The sequence below is a fragment of the Carboxydothermus pertinax genome (assembly GCF_001950255.1).
Classification (GTDB): domain Bacteria; phylum Bacillota; class Z-2901; order Carboxydothermales; family Carboxydothermaceae; genus Carboxydothermus; species Carboxydothermus pertinax.
In genome coordinates this window covers 1-18351 of record NZ_BDJK01000030.1, presented here as the reverse complement: position 1 = coordinate 18351, position 18351 = coordinate 1, and the positions used below count along the sequence as shown (strand labels likewise).

The following is an 18351-nucleotide window of genomic DNA, read 5'->3' as shown; positions in this document are numbered from 1 at the left end:
CCGTACCCATACCGAACACGGCAGTTAAGCCCTCCAGCGCCGATGGTACTGGGACGTAAGGTCCTGGGAGAGTAGGTCGCCGCCGGAGTTAATACTCCCCGATAGCTCAACGGTAGAGCATCCGGCTGTTAACCGGAGGGTTGCAGGTTCGAATCCTGCTCGGGGAGCCATTTTATTTTGGGATAAGCTATGTGGTAAGTGGTGGTATAAAAAACTTTAAATGATTGGTATTAAAAAACTATTGAAAAATAAAAAAATGTGTTTAAAATTAAAAATAGAAAATTAAATAGACTTAAAACCGCTCCCCGATAGCTCAACGGTAGAGCATCCGGCTGTTAACCGGAGGGTTGCAGGTTCGAATCCTGCTCGGGGAGCCAATTTTATTTTGGGATAAGCCGTATGTGGTAAGTGGTGGGTGAAAAAATAAAAAAGAAATGTTATAATGATCGAAGCTTTTATCTCGCGCTTGGGATAAAAGCTTTATTTTTTTGAAAAAATATTTTAAAAGCCCTTGTCAAAATAAACCAGCTATGCTAAGATAAAAGTGAAAGTCAAACAAAGTCAGATGAGGTGATGGACGTTGCCTTCCCTTGCTGATTTAATTGAGCAGTATATAAAAAAGTTAATTCATGAGAGCGAAGATCGGGCTGTGGAAATTCAACGAAATGAACTTGCAGAAAAATTAAGATGCGTTCCTTCCCAGATAAATTATGTTTTAGCTACCCGCTTTACCCTTGAACATGGATATTTAATTGAAAGCCGTCGCGGTGGTGGTGGTTACATTCGTATTATTAAAATTGCTGAGCACGATCAAGAAGCTTTTTACCAGCGAATTTTTGAAGCAATTGGTGATGCTATCTCTGAAAGTAAAGCCCGAGAAATAATAAAAGCGTTATATGAATCAGGGAGTATAAATGATAAAGAAAGAAAGATATTTAATAGTGTAGTAGACCGCAAAGTATTGCAGGTGCCTCTTCCCTATAGGGATGAGTTAAGGGCACGCCTTCTAAAAAGTATGTTAGCAGGAGTTCTTTATGCGGAGGAGGGGAATTAAATGTTATGTGAGCGTTGCGGGAAAAACCCCGCTACCATGCATATTACCCGGGTAATAAACGGACAGAAAACGGAAATGAATATTTGCACTCAATGTGCGCAAGAATTAGGACATACATTAAGTTTTAACTTTTCACCTCAATTAACTTTTCAAAATTTATTAAAAGGCCTAATGGGGCAAGATGTGTTAAGTGAATTTGGGATTCCTGGAAATGTTGGCGAAAGGAAAAAATGTCCTGTATGTGGACTTACCGAAGAGCAATTTATTAATTCAGGCTTTTTAGGTTGTAGTCAATGCTATGAGACTTTTAAAGACCGGGTAGAACAAGCTTTAAGGAAAATCCATGGTAGTGCTGAGCATCGGGGAAAATTTCCTGCTAAAACCGGTGGTAAGATTAAGGTTTTGCGAGAAATTGAAAATTTAAAGAAAGCCTTAAACGAAGCAGTAAGTAGAGAAGAATTTGAAAAAGCAGCGGAACTTAGAGATAAAATTAGAGAGTTAGAAGCATCGTTAAAAGATTAGGGGGCGAGGAAATGAATCTTTTAACCAATAGTTTTTCACCCTGGATGGCTGGTACTGGGTCTGATGCCGATATTGTAGTGTCAAGCCGTATCAGGCTTGCCCGAAACTTAAAAGATATTCCTTTTCCCCATTTAATGGATGAAAATACGGCAAACAACGTCACTAAAGAGATTGAAAAGGCAATTTCCAGTAGGAGCTTTAAACAAAAATTTGGCAAGACTGAGTTTTTTAAATTGGTGTCATTAGCTCCTATAGAACGACAAGTTTTGGTAGAAAAACATTTAATAAGTCCTGACCATGCCGATGGTCACCCCCGCCGGGCTTTTGCCTGCACGGAAGATGAGCGAATAGCTTTGATGATTAACGAAGAAGACCATATTCGTCTTCAGGTACTTTTACCTGGCCTTGAGCTTCGGCAGGCTTATGACATTGCCAATATGGTGGATGACAAATTAGAAGAAAAACTTTTTTATGCGTTTTCCGAGAAATATGGATATTTAACCGCTTGCCCGACCAATACTGGTACAGGAATTCGAGCTTCAACAATGCTTCATCTTCCGGGGTTAACCTATACCAACCAGATTCCGAGCCTTTTAAACATTACTGCCAAACTTGGATTAACAGTTCGGGGATTGTACGGGGAAGGAACTAAAGCCAGAGGTGATCTTTATCAAGTATCGAACCAAATTACTCTAGGTTTAACGGAAGAAGAAATTATTGAAAATGTCATATCCGTTACCCGACAAATAATAAATCAGGAACGAATGGCCCGAGAGGTTTTATACCGGGAAAACCGGTATGCGTTAGAAGACGAGCTTTGGCGATCTTATGGGATCTTAACAAATGCCCGAATGATATCTTCTGATGAAGCTATGAATCTTTTGTCTAAGGTACGGTTGGGAGTTGAGCTAAAAATTTTACCGGAAATAGAACGGAGCGTGTTTAATGAGCTAATTGTGGCAACAGCTCCTGCTTATCTAACAAATTTAGCCCAGCGAAACTTAGAACCCGCGGAGCGGGATCGGGAAAGGGCGAAGATAATTAGAGAAAAACTAAAAATTAATTAAAAGGAGGAGTGATAAAATGTTTGGGAAGTTTACGCAAAGGGCCCAAAAAGTTATTCAAATGGCTCAAGAAGAAGCAAGAAAAATGAATTATCCCTATGTGGCAACCGAACACCTGCTTTTAGGAATTATAAACGAAGGAGAAAGTGTTGCAGCAAAAGTTTTAGAAAATCTTGGCATTGATGGGCAAAAAGTCCGGGAAAAGGTTTTAGAACTGGTTGGGCCGGGGGAAGGTCCTATGCCGGCAGAGATAACTTTTACTCCAAGGGCTAAAAGAGTTTTAGAGTTATCTGTAGATGAAGCTGCTCGGTTTGGCCATAATTATGTAGGCACTGAACACTTGCTTTTAGGTTTAATCCGGGAAGGAGAAGGGGTAGCGGCCCGGGTGCTGGTAAGCCTCGGTGCCGATTTAGAAAGAGTACGGGCTGAAATCACTCAAGTACTAAGTGGTGGACCAATGCCCGGAACCTCCAATCAAGCAGGGGGGCAAGCAAAGAAAAAAGCGGTTAAGACACCTACCCTGGATGAGCATGGCCGGGATTTAACGGCTTTAGCCCGGGAAAATAAACTTGATCCGGTAGTTGGCCGGGAGCAGGAAATTGAAAGGGTAATTCAGGTTTTATCCCGAAGGACCAAAAATAATCCTGTCTTAATTGGGGAGCCTGGAGTAGGTAAGACGGCAATTGTTGAGGGTCTGGCCCAGAGAATTGTTCAGAAAAAAGTTCCAGAAATTTTAATTGATAAACGGGTCGTTACCCTAGATTTAGCTTCTATGGTTGCTGGAACTAAGTACCGAGGTGAATTTGAGGAAAGGCTAAAGAAGGTTCTTGAAGAAATAAAAAATGCTGGAAATGTTATCGTGTTTATCGATGAAATTCATACTTTAATTGGTGCTGGAGCAGCGGAAGGGGCTATTGATGCGGCGAATATTTTAAAACCAAGCCTTGCTCGGGGAGAAATTCAGTGTGTGGGTGCGACTACTCTTGATGAGTACCGCAAATATATTGAAAAAGACCCGGCTTTAGAGCGGCGGTTCCAGCCGATTATGGTGGATGAACCAACGGTAGAAGAAACAATTGAAATCTTAAAAGGTCTAAGAGACCGTTATGAAGCTCACCACCGGGTAAAAATAACTGATGAGGCTATTGTTGCCGCTGCTAAGCTTTCGGATCGGTATATAACCGACCGGTTCCTGCCGGATAAAGCCATTGATTTAATTGATGAAGCGGCCTCACGGGTCCGGTTAAATGCCTTTACAGCACCACCGAATCTTAAAGAATTAGAAGAAAAAATTAATGAAATTCGCAAAGAAAAAGAAGCGGCGGTAGCCGCTCAGGAATTTGAAAAAGCAGCAAAACTTCGGGACCAGGAACAAAAGCTTAGAGCTGAGCTGGAAGAAAAGAAAAAAGAGTGGGAAAAAGAGCAAAGTGATCATCTCTTATCGGTAACCGAGGAAGATATTGCCCAAATTGTAGCCCAGTGGACTGGTATTCCGGTGAAAAAACTTGCCGAAGAAGAATCTGAGCGATTACTAAAGCTTGAGGAAATTCTCCACCAGCGGGTAATTGGTCAGGATGAAGCGGTAAAAGCGGTTGCGCGGGCGGTAAGACGGGCACGAGCGGGGCTTAAAGATCCCAAACGGCCTATTGGTTCCTTTATCTTCTTAGGTCCTACTGGGGTTGGTAAGACTGAGCTGGCCCGGGCTTTGGCCGAAGCGCTATTTGGGGATGAGGATGCTTTAATTCGCATTGATATGTCCGAATACATGGAAAAACATACGGTAGCCCGTTTAATTGGTGCGCCTCCCGGGTATGTTGGTTACGAAGAAGGGGGGCAACTCACCGAAGCGGTAAGGCGGAAACCTTATTCGGTGATATTACTTGACGAAATTGAAAAAGCTCACCCCGAGGTCTTTAACATTCTGTTGCAAGTATTAGAAGATGGCCGGCTTACCGACTCTAAAGGCCGCACTGTGGACTTTAAGAATACCGTAATAATCATGACTTCAAACGTAGGAGCTCATCTCATTAAAAAAGAAACGCGCTTAGGTTTTAAGAATGTTGCAGATGAGAAAAAAGAAAATGTTGATGGAGTTAAAGATAAGCTAATGGCAGAGCTTAAACGGACTTTCCGGCCGGAATTTTTAAACCGGATTGATGAAATTATTATCTTCCATTCACTAACGGAAGAACACTTAAAGGAAATAGTCCGGCTGATGCTTAAGGAAGTAGGTAAACGTTTAGAAGAACAGGAAATGAAAGTAGAATTTGATGACTCAGTTATTGAAGTAATCCTTAAAGAAGGCTATGATGAAGCTTTTGGAGCCCGTCCTTTGCGGCGAGCAATTCAAAAGATAGTGGAAGATAAACTTTCGGAAGAGCTACTTTTAGGGAATATTAAAAAAGGAGACGCAGTTAAGTTATATGCGGAAGAAGGACAAATAAAAGTAGCAAAGCTTTAAAATTTCTAAGAAATCCTCCCCAAGCGGGAGGATTTTCCTTTTCATGGTAGAAAAACAATGGTATAATGATATAAATGACAATTAATGGGAGCGAAAAGGTTTAAATGTCAAAAAAAATATATCTCTGTCAAAATTGTGGTTATGAAACGTATAAATGGCTGGGACGCTGCCCTGGATGTGAAAGCTGGAATAGCTTTGTTGAAGAAAAAGTTAGTGTAAAAAATAGAGAGAGGGTAGCCGGAGAGGCAAAGCCAGTAGGAATTGCTGAGCTTGTAACGGTGGAAACTAAGAGATTTTCCACGGGCTTTAGCGAAATGGACCGGGTATTAGGGGGAGGGGTAGTAAGCGGCTCTCTAGTCCTTTTAGTAGGAGATCCGGGTATAGGTAAATCAACCCTTTTGTTGCAACTCGCGGGAAAAATAGGACAAAAACAAAAGGTTTTATATGTGTCCGGGGAGGAGTCGCCAGTCCAGATTAAATTAAGGGCCGAACGGCTTAATATCCAGGAAGGAATAGATTTAATAACCCAAACTAATGTAACAGAAATTGAAGAAATTGCTGTTAAAGGCAATTATGATTTAATCATTGTTGACTCCATCCAAACAATGTACTTACCTGAGTTAGGCTCTGCTCCTGGGACGGTAGCTCAGGTGCGGGAGAGTACTGGTCGTTTTATGAGGCTCTCCAAGGAAAAAAATAAAACTATATTTTTAATTGGTCACGTAACCAAAGATGGCTATTTAGCTGGCCCCCGGGTTATGGAACATATGGTTGACGTGGTTTTATATTTGGAAGGAGAGAGGCACAATACTTTTCGCCTTTTACGGTCGGTAAAAAATCGCTTTGGCTCAACTAATGAGCTGGGAATTTTTGAAATGGTGGGGGATGGTTTAAAAGAAGTTTCTAATCCTTCAGAGTTTTTTTTAAGTTTAGATCGCCATCGGGACTCTCCAGGTTCGGCGGTGATTGTTAGCTTAGAAGGTTCCAGGCCTTTTTTAGTTGAAGTCCAGGCGCTGGTTGCACCTACAGGTTTTGGTACACCGCGACGGGTGGCTACGGGCTTTGATTATAACCGTTTTGTGCTCCTTTTGGCGGTATTAGAGAAAAAATTAGGGTTTCGGGTATCGGTGCATGATGCTTATTTAAATGTTGTCGGTGGCTTAAAAGTAGCAGAGCCGGCAGCGGACTTAGGAGTGGTTTTAGCAGTTGTTTCAAGCTTTAGAGAAGAACCGCTACCTAATGATGGGGTGTTTTTAGGGGAAATTGGTTTAACGGGAGAAATTAGACCTGTGATAGGTCTTGAGAAACGTTTGCGGGAAGCGGAAAGGCTTGGCTTTAAAAAGGCATTTTTGCCCAAACAAAGCATAAACTTTAAAACCGAGATGGAAATCGTATATTTTAAAAATTTACAGGAAGCAATATTTAAGCTTTTTAGTATATAGGGGGATTTTATGAAAGACGAACGAATTGTTTTAGCGTTAAAGAGTGTAGCACCGGGAACCCCTTTAAGGGAAGGTCTAGAACAAATACTCCGGGCCAAAACCGGCGGTTTAATTGTAATTGGGGACACTGCTAAGATTATGGAAGTAGTCGAAGGAGGCTTTGCCATTAATACGGATTATAGCCCTGCGTATTTGTATGAACTGGCGAAAATGGACGGGGCAATTATTTTAAGCGAGGACGGTAAAAAAATTTTATATGCGAACGCCCAGCTCATTCCGGACCCAGCGATACCTTCGGCAGAAACGGGAATTCGCCACCGTACTGCGGAAAGGGTAGCAAAACAAACTAATGCCTTAGTGATTGCCATTTCCCAGCGTCGTTCAGTAATTACTTTATACCAGGGAAATTTTAAATATTCTCTTTCGGAAGTAAGCGTAATTTTAAATAAGGCAAATCAAGCTATTGCTACCCTGGAAAAATACCGGGCAGTACTGGATAAAACTTTAATGCGCCTAACCAATCTTGAATTTGACGACATGGTAACTTTATTGGATGTAGCTAAAGCTTTACAACGGGTAGAAATGGTTTTAAGAATTGAGCGGGAAATTGAAAGATATATTTGGGAGCTAGGTAGTGAAGGTAGGCTCATTAGCATGCAGTTAGAAGAACTTATCGCCAATGTGGAGGACGAGGGGCTGTTAATTATCCAGGATTATTCTCTTTTAGGTCCGGAGAAAACTCCCGAAGGAATTTTAGGTTTGATCAGGACCTGGTCTTCAGAAGACCTCTTAGACTATTCATTAATTGTCCGGGCTTTAGGGTATCCAGGGAGTGCCAGCATTTTAGACCAGCCGGTTTCACCCCGGGGCTATCGGATTTTAGATAAAATACCTAGACTTCCGGTAACAGTTATTGATAATCTCGTGCAAACCTTTGGCAATTTAAAAAGTATTATGGGGGCTTCTATTGAAGAACTTGATGATGTGGAGGGTATTGGTGAGATTAGGGCACGGTCTATCAAAGACGGGCTAAAAAGACTTAGGGAACAAACTAATTTTACGTTATAAAAAAACCGTAGCTTTTAAAGCTACGGTTTTTTTCTTAGGTAAAGTTAAAGTAATTTAAAGTATCTAAAGTTTTTTGCTCTTTGATAAAAACATCATAAAGATTTATGTCAAGGTGATTACAGAGGGCTGCTAAGTAAAATAAAAGCCGCCCCATTTCTTTTTCAATGGTGTCCTTGCAGTTAGAGCAAAGTTCTCCTTTTAGATGGGAGTTAAAGATTTCTTTTAACTGCCAAAGGGTGGCGTCTTCTGGGATGGTGGGCTTTTTAGCATCTATCTTTAAACAGCCACATTGGGTAACGGCTTTAATGGTAGAGCGATGTACTCGCGCGGAAGCTTCATCTAACTTAGATAAGACGTCTAAAATGCTTTTATGCCGGATTAATAATTCACCAACGGTTTCCTGAAAATGGTCGCATAATAGGTCCTTCATTGGGTCCCCTCCCTTTACTACCATAAATTATAAAGTTGCCTTGGCTGCTTGTCAAATTAATAATCTTGTCGAATAATCTTGTCGCAAATAGTTAAATTTTGTTGACATCATAAAAATAGTTGTGATAAAATATTTTTATTTTTTTGACAGGCAGGAAAAAATTTGTTATACTAAAAACAATTATAATTTGGGGGGGATAGCATGTTCAACATAGGGGCGAAGGTTGTTTATCCCATGCACGGAGCCGGGGTGATTAGGGATATAGAAGAAAGATTAGCTGCCGAGAAAGTGATAAAGTATTATGTCCTCTCTTTTTGGGCAACCAATATGGTCCTTTGGTTGCCGGTCGAAAAAGTAGAAAGGGTGGGTCTTAGGCCGGTAATTGACCGCGAAAAGGTTGACCTGGTGTTTTCGGTGTTAAAAGAAGGTAAGGAAAAGATTCACTCCAATTGGAATAAAAGGTATAAAAGCCATGTTGATAAAATAAAGAGCAATGATATTTTGGCAATTGCTGATGTGGTACGGGACTTGCGACGACGGGAAAAGGAAAAAGGTTTATCTACCGGTGAAAAAAAGCTTTTGGAAAGTGCTCGACAAATCCTAGTAAGTGAGCTTATTCTAGTGTTAGAAGAAGAAGAAGATAAAGTATTGGCTATGGTGGAAAGAGCTATTGCTCAAACTTGATACATTAAACATGGAGGTGAAAAATTGGCGGAAAAAATTTTTCGGGTTTTTTTCTCTTTGGTAATTGGCGGAATCTTCGCAACCATTGGGTATTATCTTGAAGTTATACCGCTGGCAGATATTTTGCCGCTACCTTCTTATGCCATGTATCTTAGCTGGGCAGTGTTAGGGATTTTGGGACTTATAATAGGTTTTTTTACTTCACCCTATGTTTGGCAAAAAGGGATGGCGACAACCCGGTGGCTTGAGGGAAAAATTACCAAGATGCCAGTGGCGGATATTGTGAGTGGAACTTTGGGACTTATAGTTGGCTTGATTATTGCCAACCTTTTAAGAAATGTGATCTTGGCGATACCGCTTATACCCTGGATAGCTAATACTTTGTGGATTTTATTAACGGGAGTTTTATGCTATTTAGGTTTAAGTGTAGCGGTAAAAAAGCGGGAGGAACTATTTGGTTTTTTAAATTTTATTCCTAAAATTAAAAGAGTTCCGGAAGAACCTGGGGTAAGCCTGCAAAATCCAAAGATTCTTGATACCAGCGTCATTATTGATGGTAGAATTTTGGACCTCTGCTATAGCGGTTTTATTGAAGGTACTTTACTGGTGCCTTCCTTTGTAATTGATGAGCTACGCCATATTGCCGATTCCTCGGATAATTTAAAAAGAAATCGAGGGAGAAGAGGTCTTGATATCTTAAATCAATTAAAAAATGCTTTTCCTGTAGAAATCGTGGATTATCCCGAAAATAGTAATGAGGAAGTTGATGTAAGGCTGGTAAAGCTGGCTCAGAAGTTAAAAGCTAAAATTTTAACCCATGATTATAACCTAAATAAAGTGGCAGAACTGCAAGGGGTAAAAGTATTAAATATCAATGAATTGGCCAATGCCATTAAACCAGTGGTAATTCCCGGAGAAGAAATGGTGGTTATGGTAATAAAAGAAGGAAAAGAACAGGGCCAGGGGGTAGGGTATTTAGATGATGGGACTATGATTGTGGTTGAAGGTGGGAAAAAATACATAGGGCAGCAAATAAATATGGTGGTTACCTCGGTGCTGCAAACTGCTGCGGGCAGGCTTATCTTTGGGAAACCCAAGGAAAAGTAACAGGAGGCAATTTAGGTGGAGAAAATTGGCGTAATAGTTACGGCTGGTGGGGTAGGTCGACGTTTTGGTGGGAATAAACCCAAACAATTTTTAGAGATAACTGGAATACCGGTATTAATGATTACTCTAAAGAGAATTTTAAACCAACCCCTAGTCGGACAAGTGGTTTTAACGGTGCCGGAAGATTACTTAAAAGTTGCAGCAGACTTGCTTTCTAGGTATAATTTAGCAAGAATAATTTTAACCCCTGGAGGTAGTACCCGGCGAGAGTCAGTAGCTCGTGGACTTAAGACTCTGGAGGAAAGTATTTCCATTGTAGCAGTGCACGATGGGGTACGTCCTTTTTTTCCAAAAGAAGCGTTTGCAATGGGAGTTAAGAAACTGGCGGAAGGATATGCCGGGGCAATTTTAGCAGTCCCCCTTCGAGATACAATAAAAGAAGTAGAGGATAGCGTAGTGCTTTCGACTCTAGACCGGAGCCGTCTCTATGCGGTACAAACTCCGCAAATCTTTCGTAGGGATGCCCTTTTAAAAGGACACGCATTAGGGGAGAAAGAGCAACTTGATGCGGTAGATGATAGCTTTTTAGTAGAACGTACCGGAGAACCGGTTGCCATTATTCCCGGAGATTATAAAAACTTGAAAATTACCTGGCCCGAGGATTTAGAAATTGCCGAGTTTTTGTTGACAAAGTATTTTTCCAAGGAGTTTTTGTGATGTTAAGGATAGGTTTTGGCTATGATGTGCATCGGCTGGTAGAGGGGCGAAAGCTTATTTTAGGTGGAGTGGAGATACCCTTTACCAAGGGGCTCTTAGGTCATTCCGATGCGGATGTTTTATATCACGCTATAGCCGATGCTCTTTTAGGGGCTTTAGCTTTAGGAGATATTGGCCGGCATTTTCCCGATCACGATGAACGTTTTCGGGGAATAAATAGTGGTTATCTTTTGCAGGAAGTATACCGGATGGTGGAGGAGCAGGGCTATTGCTTAAACAATCTTGACGCAGTAATAGTTGCCCAAAAGCCTAAACTTTTGCCTTATATACCATTAATGCGGGAAAATCTGGCAAAAATTTTTAAAACGCCTTTAAATAACATAAGTGTTAAAGCTACGACCACTGAAGGACTGGGCTTTACCGGTCGTGAGGAAGGTATAGCTTCGTATGCGGTAATTACTGTCAAGGAGGTATTAAAAAATGGTTAAAGTACGCTTTGCACCCAGCCCAACCGGACCTTTACATATTGGAGGTGCCCGGTCAGCACTTTTTAATTATCTTTTTGCCCGGAAAAATGATGGGGTTTTTATAGTAAGGATTGAAGATACCGATTTAGAACGTTCAAGTCGAGAATCGGAGAAAAATATCTTAGAAAGTCTTAAATGGCTTGGTATTACCTGGGATGAAGGTATTGAAGTAGGAGGTAGTAATGGCCCATACCGCCAAACCGAAAGACTTTCTGTTTACCAAAAGTATGCCAAGAAGCTTATCGATGAAGGATTTGCTTACTACTGTTTTTGTACCGAAGAAGAACGGCAGGCCCTTTTGGCCAAAGGGGAAATGCCCCGCTATCTTGGCAAATGCCGCAATTTATCTCCTGATATGCGGGAAAAATACTTGGCCCAGGGGCGGAAGCCGACGATACGTTTTAAGGTACCTGTGGGTAGAACAATTGTTATTAATGACCTGGTACGGGGAGTAGTACGCTTTGATACCGATGGTATTGGCGATTTTATTATTGTAAAGTCCGACGGCATACCAACTTATAATTTTGCAGTAGTAATTGATGATGCAACCATGGGTATTACCCATGTGTTGCGCGGGGAAGAACACCTTTCTAATACTCCGCGGCAGATTTTGCTATACGAGGCTTTAGGTTTTAAAGCGCCAGAGTTTGCTCACATCTCTTTAATTCTCGGTAAGGACAGGACCAAAATGTCCAAACGGCATGGAGCGACTTCCGTAGAGAATTACCGGGAAAGGGGTTATTTACCGGAAGCGCTGGTTAATTTTTTAGCCCTTTTAGGATGGTCACCGGGGACAGAGGAAGAGATTTTCAGTATGGAACAATTAATTGAGCGCTTTTCTTTAGAGAGAGTTGCTAAAAATCCGGCAATATTTGATATGGATAAATTAAACTGGATTAACGGCTATTACATCAGAAATTCGGAACTCTCCCGGATTATTGATTTAAGCCTTCCATATTTTCAAAAACGGGGGTATGTATCGGAAAACCCAACGGAAGAAGAATTAAATAAACTAACTAAAGTAGTAGAAGCTACCCGGGAATATGTTTCAGCCTTAGCGGAACTTCCTGACCATGCTACTATTTTTTACGAGAAGGAAATTAACTTTGAGGATGAGGCTAAAGGCCTGTTAATGGATTTAGAGGTCAAAGAAATATTAAAGAAAATTTCCGAAAAACTTGATGAATTAAAAAGCCAGGATTATGAAGAAGTTAAAGGATTTTTAAAGAAACTTCCCAAAGAACTGGGGGTAGGGGGCAAAAAAGTTTATATGCCTTTAAGGGCTGCTTTAACCGGTAAAACTCACGGACCGGAATTATACCAAATCCTTGGAATTCTTGGACCTGATGAGACAAAACGGCGAATTGTGGATGTAATTTTTAAAGGGTGATGACAATGCTTGGATGGTATCGCCAGCTAAAAAGAGATATACAAGCGGTTTTTGAGCGGGATCCTGCGGTAAAAAGCGTTTTTGAAGTTCTCTTGTGTTATCCTGGTTTTCACGCTATCCAATTTCACCGGATTGCTCACTTTTTTTACAAAAAGCGCTGGTTTGTCTTGGCTAGATTTATTTCGCAAATTTCCCGGTTTTTAACTGGGATTGAAATCCATCCAGGAGCTAAAATTGGGCAAGGGTTATTTATTGACCACGGTATGGGCGTTGTAATAGGTGAAACTGCTGAAATCGGGGATAATGTAACAATATATCAGGGAGTTACCTTGGGGGGAACTGGTAAAGAAAAGGGAAAACGCCACCCTACTATTGGTAATAACGTGGTAATAAGCGCCGGGGCAAAGATTTTAGGCTCTTTTAAAGTAGGCGACAACTCGAAAATTGGCGCCGGATCCGTGGTATTAAAGGAAGTTCCTCCTAACTCCACTGTGGTGGGAGTACCAGGAAAAGTGGTAATTCGAGATGGCAAAAGGGTTGACGAAGAAATTGACTTACGGCATGATCTTTTACCGGACCCAATTGCGGAAATGTTAATGTGTATGCACCGGAAGATTGAACGGTTGGAAAAGAGGATTGCGGAGCTTGAGGAGGAAATGAAGCGTGAAAATTTATAATACCCTCACTAAAACGAAGGAAGAATTTATTCCCCGGGAACCAGGAAAGGTTCATATGTATGTGTGCGGACCGACCACATACAATTATATTCATCTGGGGAATGCTCGACCGATAGTTTTTTTTGATACCGTCCGCCGGTATTTTGAGTATAAAGGTTTTGAAGTTATCTATGTTCAAAACTTTACTGATATCGACGATAAAATAATTAAACGGGCCCGGGAAGAAGGAATTGGGGCTCTGGAACTGGGGCAGAAATATATTGGTGAGTACTTTAAAGATGCCGACAGCCTTGGGGTAAAAAGGGCCACGGTTCATCCCAGGGTTACCGAGCATATACCAGAAATTATTGAAATGGTTAAGGGTTTGATTGAAAAGGGTTATGCCTATGAAGTAGAGGGAGATGTATACTTCTCTGTAGATAGCTTTCCGGGATATGGAAAACTCTCGGGCCGGAACCTGGATGAATTAAAAGCAGGAGCCCGGGTGGAAGTGGATGAGAAAAAGAGAAATCCTTTGGATTTTGCCCTATGGAAAAAAGCTAAGGCCGGGGAACCATCCTGGGAAAGTCCGTGGGGATTGGGGAGACCTGGCTGGCATATTGAATGTTCAGCCATGTCTTTAAAGTATTTGGGCGAGAACTTTGATATCCATGGGGGGGGAGCGGACTTAGTTTTTCCCCACCATGAAAATGAAGTGGCTCAAAGTGAAGCTTATACCGGGAAGCCTTTTTCTCGTTATTGGATGCATAACGGCTTTATTACTGTAAACCAGGAAAAAATGAGTAAATCCCTTGGTAACTTCTTTTTAGTTCGGGAGATTTTAGAAAAGTTTCCCGGTAGAGTTGTGCGATTTTTTCTCTTATCTACCCATTACAGAAGCCCTTTAGATTTCGATGATAAAAAACTTTTAGAAGCAAAGGCAGCTTTAGAGCGTATCGATAATTTTGCTCAAAGCCTAAAAGAGCTTAATCCTGTTGCCGGAGAAGGAAAGGTAGAAATAAAGGAAAAAGTGTCAGAACTCCTAGGCGATTTTATTAATGCCATGGAAGACGATTTTAATACAGCTCAAGCTATGGCAACCTTATTTGAACTAGTAAGGTATGGCAATATCCAGATTGCTAAAGGTAATTTAACCCTTGCCGATAAAAAATATTTTGAAGAGGCGCTAGCGGTATTTTCAGAAGTACTGGGGATAGAGTTTGGAGTTTTGGAGAAAAAAGTCGGGGAAGATGTAACACCGTTTATCGAATTATTAATTGAAGTTCGTTCTAAACTAAAAAAAGAGAAAAAATATGATCTTTCAGATTTTATTAGAGATGAGCTAAAAAAACTTGGTATTATCCTGGAAGATACTCCTTCGGGAGCGCGCTGGAAGAGGGTCTAGAATGGAGCAAAAAGAATATCCACCTTTGGCTTTAGCTTACCTGGGGGATGCGGTTTATGAACTTCTAACTCGAGAGTATGTTTTAGCAAAATATGGAGGGAAAATGGGCGATATCCATAAAAAATCTGTATCGATGGTAAATGCCCGGCAGCAGGCTTTAGCAGTTGGATTAATTGAGGAGCACTTAACTTTAGAGGAGCGGGAGGTCTACCGACGGGGGAGAAATGCTAAGGGTAATTACCCGCGAAAGGTGGAAGTGGTAGCTTACCGCCAGAGCACTGGTTTAGAGGCAGTTTTTGGTTTTTTATACTTAAAAGGTGATATAGAGCGGATAAAAGAGCTTTTTAGCCTTATAACCCAGTTATTAGAAAGTCAGGGGGAGACCATATGAAAGTAAGTTTAGTCACGTATACCAATGAGCCGGAGCGGACGGTGGCGGCGGCCGCCCGGCTTTGTTATTCCCCGGTAGGAATAGAGGAAATTTTAGAGCAAATGGAAAAAGAAAAGATAGAAACTTTTATTCAAAAACTGTTAGACTTAAACCATCTTTCACCTTTTGAACACGCAAGTTTTACCTTTGCAATAGAAGGGATTAGTCGAGCTTTAACCCACCAACTAGTTCGTCACCGTCTGGCAAGCTATAGCCAGCAAAGTCAGCGGTATGTAGTGGAACAAAACTTCAATTTTATAATCCCCCCAACGATTTCAGGCAACAATGAAGCGCTTAAGGTTTATCAGGAGGTATTAAGAACGGTAAAAGAAGGGTATCTTAAGCTCGTAGCAATGGGGATTCCAGCGGAGGATGCCCGGTACCTTCTTCCAAATGCTTCGGAGACAAAAATCGTAGTTACCATGAATGCCCGGGAACTTCTGCATTTCTTTGAAGTGCGGCTTTGCACCCGGGCCCAGCACGAAATTAGGAAGCTTGCGCTTAAAATGCTTGAGGAACTCCGCAAGGTGGCTCCTGTTTTGTTTAAAAAAGCTGGACCCCTTTGTGAAACCCGGGGGGTATGTTTTGAAGGTCCAATGTCTTGCGGAAAATTAAAGGCCAAGACGTAAGGGAGGTATTTTTTTGGAGCGAATTTACGGGGTAAATCCGGTTAGGGAAGCCCTTAAAAAAGGGCTTGTCAATAAGCTATATTTATCCCGGGAGACAATGGGCAAAAATACCCGGGAACTATTGCTTTTGGCCCGGGAAAATAAAGTACCGGTAGTGGAGGTTCCTAAGGAAAAACTTCACCCCAAATCCCAGGGTGTGGAAGCGGATATATCTCCAGTTAAATATGTAGAAATCGATGATATTTTGGCAATTGCTGAACGCAAAGAAGAACCACTTTTTATTTTGGTTTTAAATCATTTGGAAGACCCCCAAAATTTAGGGGCAATCTTACGCTCAGCAGAAGCTTTTGGAGCGCATGGGGTGATCATTCCCAAACGTCGGGCAGCACCGGTTACTGGAGCTGTTGCCAAGGCGTCTGCGGGGGCGTATCTTAAAGTTCCAGTAGCTCGCTGCACCAACGTGGCCGAAACTTTACGGTATCTAAAAGAAAAAGGTGCCTGGATAGCGGGAGCGGAAGCAAAAAGTAAAACTCTTCTGTGGGATGCTGATTTTAAGTTACCTTTAGTTTTGGTGATTGGGGGAGAAAACGAAGGGTTAACTTCGCATATTTTAAGGGAGTGCGATTTTACCGTAAGCATTCCAATGGTTGGTACAATTAATTCTTTAAACGCTTCGGTGGCGGCAGCCCTTTTAATGGCCGAAGTGGTGAGGCAGAGAAGGGGATAGCCATGGCTGAGTACGTTTTGGTGGATGGCTATAATCTTTTATTTAACTGGCCGGAATTAAACCGGCTTAAAGAGGAAACTTCTTTGGAACATGCCCGGGAAGTTTTAAAAGAAAGGTTAATTAATTACCGGGCCCTAACAGGACGGGAGATAATCCTAGTTTATGATGCCCATTTGCAGAAAGAAAGTCGCCGGGAAATTTTGGATGCTGGAATAACAATTGTTTTTACTGAAAGTGGGGAAACGGCGGATCAGTTTATTGAAAGGAAAGTTCAGGAATTAGTACCTAACAATCGGGTTTTTGTTGCAACTCAAGACGAACTACAACAAAAGCTTATTTTTGGTTACGGTGCATTTAGAATTCCCATCAGGGAACTGCTAGCCGAACTTTCGGAGGAGGAGAAAAAAGCTAAGAAAATTTTTGAAAATATTACTCCCCAGTGGTTAGAAGATCGAATTGACCAACAAGTCAAGAAAAAACTTGATAAAATAAGAAAAGGAAAAATGTAATAAAATGTAGGTTTTTGCTATAAAGATTCGAAATACTCTTCCTTGACTTAATCTTTAAGAAAAGATTATAATAATTTTGCGGGTAAAGACATAGGGCGGGGGCGATGAGGCTTGAGTATAGGTGCTGAGAAAAACCTTGAGTCCTGTTATGATTACATGAGTGATGAAGAGATTGTAGAGTGGGCTCGAGATGGGGACGAGCAGGCCCTCGAGTATATCATCAATAAATATAAAAATTTTGTACGGTCAAAAGCTAGGGCTTATTTTTTAATTGGAGCTGACCGGGAAGATATCATTCAAGAAGGTATGATTGGTTTATATAAGGCAGTACGTGATTTTAAAGCGGACAAGCTTTCCTCGTTTAGAGCATTTGCAGAGTTATGTGTTACTCGCCAAATTATTACTGCAATTAAGACGGCAACCCGGCAAAAACATATTCCATTAAATTCTTATGTTTCCTTAAATAAACCTATTTACGATGAGGATTCCGACCGGACGTTAATGGATGTGATATCGGGAGTTAAGGTGGCCGATCCTGAAGAGTTAATTATCAGTCGGGAAGAGTTTGCTGATATAGAGGGCAAGATGAATGAAATCTTAAGTTCTTTGGAGTGGAAAGTTTTGATTTATTACCTCGAAGGAAAGTCCTATCAAGAAATTGCATGTGAATTAAAACGACATGTGAAGTCTATCGATAATGCCCTGCAACGGGTAAAAAGAAAGCTTGAGAAATACTTAGAATGTAGAGGATTAGAATAAAAACTAACCCCCGGGGGACCGGGGATTTAAATTTTTATACCTGTTTTTAACCTATTGACAGCTAAGAATTCAATTTGTTAAAATAATTGACGCTGGTGCTGGCGTAGCTCAATCGGTAGAGCATCTGACTTGTAATCAGAGGGTTGCAGGTTCAAGTCCTGTCGCCAGCTCCATTAAATACCAGTAAAATCTATCTTGCATTTTCTAGTGATTATGATATAATAAATTTTGCGACGCGGGGTGGAGCAGCTGGTAGCTCGTCGGGCTCATAACCCGAAGGTCGGAGGTTCAAATCCTCCCCCCGCAACCAGGCCACTATAGCTCAGTAGGTAGAGCGCGTCCTTGGTAAGGACGAGGTCACCGGTTCAATCCCGGTTAGTGGCTCCATTTTTTATTTATGGCGGCGTAGCTCAGCTGGCTAGAGCATGCGGTTCATACCCGCAGTGTCCGGGGTTCGAGTCCCTGCGCCGCCACCATTGTCCCTGAAGCTAACCGGTCAATGACCGGTTTTTTGTTTTCCTAATGTAGTTTATTGGAGATTTACTGAAAATTATCGTCTTTTGGGTTTTAAGCAGCAGGAAAAATGGTAATGATGTAGAATAGATAATGTTGGCATAACTATTTACATAGCGACGTTAAACTTTTTAATTAAAAGAAATTTAAAAAGGAGGAGTATGGATGGCGAAAGCAAAATTTGAGCGGGTAAAACCCCACGTAAACATTGGAACCATCGGCCACGTTGACCATGGTAAGACTACATTAACTGCAGC

20 protein-coding genes, 6 tRNA genes and 1 rRNA gene are annotated in these 18351 nt (G+C 41.4%); 26 read left to right on the top strand and 1 reads right to left on the bottom strand.

Annotation, left to right across the window (positions count from 1 at the left end; all coding sequences use genetic code 11):
* From rrf to disA, 9 genes are all read left to right on the top strand, one after another.
* A 5S ribosomal RNA gene (gene rrf / locus cpu_RS08520) occupies positions 1 to 88 on the top strand; the annotation flags it as partial.
* Positions 89 to 95: 7 nt separating this feature from the next.
* Positions 96 to 170, top strand: a tRNA-Asn gene (locus cpu_RS08515).
* A 132-nt stretch (positions 171 to 302) separates the two neighbouring features.
* A tRNA-Asn gene (locus tag cpu_RS08510) sits at positions 303 to 377 on the top strand.
* A gap of 203 nt (positions 378 to 580) precedes the next feature.
* Positions 581 to 1054 carry a CtsR family transcriptional regulator gene (locus tag cpu_RS08505; RefSeq protein ID WP_075859596.1) on the top strand — a complete coding sequence of 158 codons (474 nt, stop codon included), beginning with the start codon at positions 581 to 583 and terminating at the stop codon, positions 1052 to 1054.
* Complete coding sequence (locus cpu_RS08500; RefSeq protein WP_075859595.1) at positions 1055 to 1576, top strand: UvrB/UvrC motif-containing protein; 522 nt, start codon at positions 1055 to 1057, stop codon at positions 1574 to 1576.
* Positions 1577 to 1587: 11 nt separating this feature from the next.
* Entirely contained in the window at positions 1588 to 2643 is a 1056-nt protein-coding gene (locus cpu_RS08495; protein WP_075859594.1) for a protein arginine kinase, read from the top strand.
* Positions 2644 to 2659: 16 nt separating this feature from the next.
* Positions 2660 to 5101 (top strand): ATP-dependent Clp protease ATP-binding subunit, encoded by a 2442-nt coding sequence (locus cpu_RS08490; protein ID WP_075859593.1) that lies wholly within the window; start codon positions 2660 to 2662, stop codon positions 5099 to 5101.
* Between the two features lie 104 nt (positions 5102 to 5205).
* On the top strand, positions 5206 to 6543 hold the full coding sequence (radA, locus tag cpu_RS08485) for a DNA repair protein RadA (protein WP_075859592.1): 1338 nt from the start codon (positions 5206 to 5208) through the stop codon (positions 6541 to 6543).
* Positions 6544 to 6552: 9 nt separating this feature from the next.
* Complete coding sequence (gene disA / locus cpu_RS08480; RefSeq protein ID WP_075859591.1) at positions 6553 to 7611, top strand: DNA integrity scanning diadenylate cyclase DisA; 1059 nt, start codon at positions 6553 to 6555, stop codon at positions 7609 to 7611.
* Positions 7612 to 7645: 34 nt separating this feature from the next.
* On the opposite strand, the gene cpu_RS08475 is transcribed toward disA, so the two are convergent.
* Positions 7646 to 8041: a DUF1573 domain-containing protein gene (locus tag cpu_RS08475; protein ID WP_075859590.1), complete on the bottom strand. Its 396-nt coding sequence runs from the start codon at positions 8039 to 8041 to the stop codon at positions 7646 to 7648.
* A gap of 201 nt (positions 8042 to 8242) precedes the next feature.
* On the opposite strand from cpu_RS08475, the gene cpu_RS08470 reads away from it, so the two are divergent.
* From cpu_RS08470 to cpu_RS08390, 17 genes are all read left to right on the top strand, one after another.
* Positions 8243 to 8725 (top strand): CarD family transcriptional regulator, encoded by a 483-nt coding sequence (locus tag cpu_RS08470; protein WP_075859589.1) that lies wholly within the window; start codon positions 8243 to 8245, stop codon positions 8723 to 8725.
* Positions 8726 to 8749: 24 nt separating this feature from the next.
* Positions 8750 to 9832 (top strand): PIN/TRAM domain-containing protein, encoded by a 1083-nt coding sequence (locus tag cpu_RS08465; protein WP_075859588.1) that lies wholly within the window; start codon positions 8750 to 8752, stop codon positions 9830 to 9832.
* Positions 9833 to 9847: 15 nt separating this feature from the next.
* Entirely contained in the window at positions 9848 to 10549 is a 702-nt protein-coding gene (gene ispD, locus cpu_RS08460) for a 2-C-methyl-D-erythritol 4-phosphate cytidylyltransferase (RefSeq protein ID WP_075859587.1), read from the top strand.
* Positions 10549 to 11037 (top strand): 2-C-methyl-D-erythritol 2,4-cyclodiphosphate synthase, encoded by a 489-nt coding sequence (gene ispF, locus cpu_RS08455; protein WP_075859586.1) that lies wholly within the window; start codon positions 10549 to 10551, stop codon positions 11035 to 11037. The genes ispD and ispF overlap by 1 nt, the downstream gene beginning before the upstream one ends.
* Positions 11030 to 12466, top strand: a complete 1437-nt coding sequence (gene gltX, locus cpu_RS08450) for a glutamate--tRNA ligase (RefSeq protein ID WP_075859585.1) — start codon at positions 11030 to 11032, stop codon at positions 12464 to 12466. Before ispF ends, gltX begins: the two co-directional genes overlap by 8 nt.
* Before the next feature lie 5 nt (positions 12467 to 12471).
* Positions 12472 to 13143 (top strand): serine O-acetyltransferase, encoded by a 672-nt coding sequence (cysE, locus tag cpu_RS08445; protein WP_075859584.1) that lies wholly within the window; start codon positions 12472 to 12474, stop codon positions 13141 to 13143.
* Positions 13130 to 14527 carry a cysteine--tRNA ligase gene (cysS, locus tag cpu_RS08440; protein ID WP_075859583.1) on the top strand — a complete coding sequence of 466 codons (1398 nt, stop codon included), beginning with the start codon at positions 13130 to 13132 and terminating at the stop codon, positions 14525 to 14527. The genes cysE and cysS overlap by 14 nt, the downstream gene beginning before the upstream one ends.
* Position 14528: 1 nt before the next feature.
* Complete coding sequence (locus cpu_RS08435) at positions 14529 to 14918, top strand: Mini-ribonuclease 3 (protein WP_075859582.1); 390 nt, start codon at positions 14529 to 14531, stop codon at positions 14916 to 14918.
* On the top strand, positions 14915 to 15586 hold the full coding sequence (gene thyX, locus cpu_RS08430) for an FAD-dependent thymidylate synthase (protein WP_075859581.1): 672 nt from the start codon (positions 14915 to 14917) through the stop codon (positions 15584 to 15586). Before cpu_RS08435 ends, thyX begins: the two co-directional genes overlap by 4 nt.
* Before the next feature lie 13 nt (positions 15587 to 15599).
* Positions 15600 to 16313 carry a 23S rRNA (guanosine(2251)-2'-O)-methyltransferase RlmB gene (gene rlmB, locus cpu_RS08425; RefSeq protein ID WP_075859580.1) on the top strand — a complete coding sequence of 238 codons (714 nt, stop codon included), beginning with the start codon at positions 15600 to 15602 and terminating at the stop codon, positions 16311 to 16313.
* Positions 16314 to 16315: 2 nt separating this feature from the next.
* The gene (locus tag cpu_RS08420) at positions 16316 to 16822 is read left to right on the top strand and encodes an NYN domain-containing protein (RefSeq protein WP_075859579.1); all 507 of its coding nucleotides are present in this window, start codon (positions 16316 to 16318) and stop codon (positions 16820 to 16822) included.
* Positions 16823 to 16933: 111 nt separating this feature from the next.
* Entirely contained in the window at positions 16934 to 17581 is a 648-nt protein-coding gene (gene sigH, locus cpu_RS08415; protein ID WP_075859578.1) for an RNA polymerase sporulation sigma factor SigH, read from the top strand.
* A gap of 97 nt (positions 17582 to 17678) precedes the next feature.
* Positions 17679 to 17754 (top strand) — tRNA-Thr (locus cpu_RS08410).
* Between the two features lie 61 nt (positions 17755 to 17815).
* Positions 17816 to 17891 (top strand) — tRNA-Met (locus cpu_RS08405).
* A 1-nt stretch (position 17892) separates the two neighbouring features.
* Positions 17893 to 17968 (top strand) — tRNA-Thr (locus cpu_RS08400).
* 12 nt (positions 17969 to 17980) lie between these two features.
* Positions 17981 to 18057 (top strand) — tRNA-Met (locus tag cpu_RS08395).
* Between the two features lie 202 nt (positions 18058 to 18259).
* Positions 18260 to 18351, top strand: a 92-nt coding sequence (locus cpu_RS08390; RefSeq protein WP_200800619.1) for a GTP-binding protein, incomplete at its 3' end; no start/stop codon positions are given.

What these genes read in the sequence shown, in the direction of transcription:
- cpu_RS08495 (WP_075859594.1), top strand. Translation starts at nt 1,588, where the DNA reads ATGAATCTTTTAACCAATAGTTTTTCACCCTGGATGGCTGGTACTGGG.
- gltX (WP_075859585.1), top strand. Translation starts at nt 11,030, where the DNA reads ATGGTTAAAGTACGCTTTGCACCCAGCCCAACCGGACCTTTACATATT.
- radA (WP_075859592.1), top strand. Translation starts at nt 5,206, where the DNA reads ATGTCAAAAAAAATATATCTCTGTCAAAATTGTGGTTATGAAACGTAT.
- cpu_RS08435 (WP_075859582.1), top strand. Translation starts at nt 14,529, where the DNA reads ATGGAGCAAAAAGAATATCCACCTTTGGCTTTAGCTTACCTGGGGGAT.
- cpu_RS08490 (WP_075859593.1), top strand. Translation starts at nt 2,660, where the DNA reads ATGTTTGGGAAGTTTACGCAAAGGGCCCAAAAAGTTATTCAAATGGCT.
- thyX (WP_075859581.1), top strand. Translation starts at nt 14,915, where the DNA reads ATGAAAGTAAGTTTAGTCACGTATACCAATGAGCCGGAGCGGACGGTG.
- ispF (WP_075859586.1), top strand. Translation starts at nt 10,549, where the DNA reads ATGTTAAGGATAGGTTTTGGCTATGATGTGCATCGGCTGGTAGAGGGG.
- cysE (WP_075859584.1), top strand. Translation starts at nt 12,472, where the DNA reads ATGCTTGGATGGTATCGCCAGCTAAAAAGAGATATACAAGCGGTTTTT.
- disA (WP_075859591.1), top strand. Translation starts at nt 6,553, where the DNA reads ATGAAAGACGAACGAATTGTTTTAGCGTTAAAGAGTGTAGCACCGGGA.
- cpu_RS08475 (WP_075859590.1), bottom strand. Translation starts at nt 8,041, where the DNA reads ATGAAGGACCTATTATGCGACCATTTTCAGGAAACCGTTGGTGAATTA.
- cpu_RS08500 (WP_075859595.1), top strand. Translation starts at nt 1,055, where the DNA reads ATGTTATGTGAGCGTTGCGGGAAAAACCCCGCTACCATGCATATTACC.
- cpu_RS08470 (WP_075859589.1), top strand. Translation starts at nt 8,243, where the DNA reads ATGTTCAACATAGGGGCGAAGGTTGTTTATCCCATGCACGGAGCCGGG.
- cpu_RS08420 (WP_075859579.1), top strand. Translation starts at nt 16,316, where the DNA reads ATGGCTGAGTACGTTTTGGTGGATGGCTATAATCTTTTATTTAACTGG.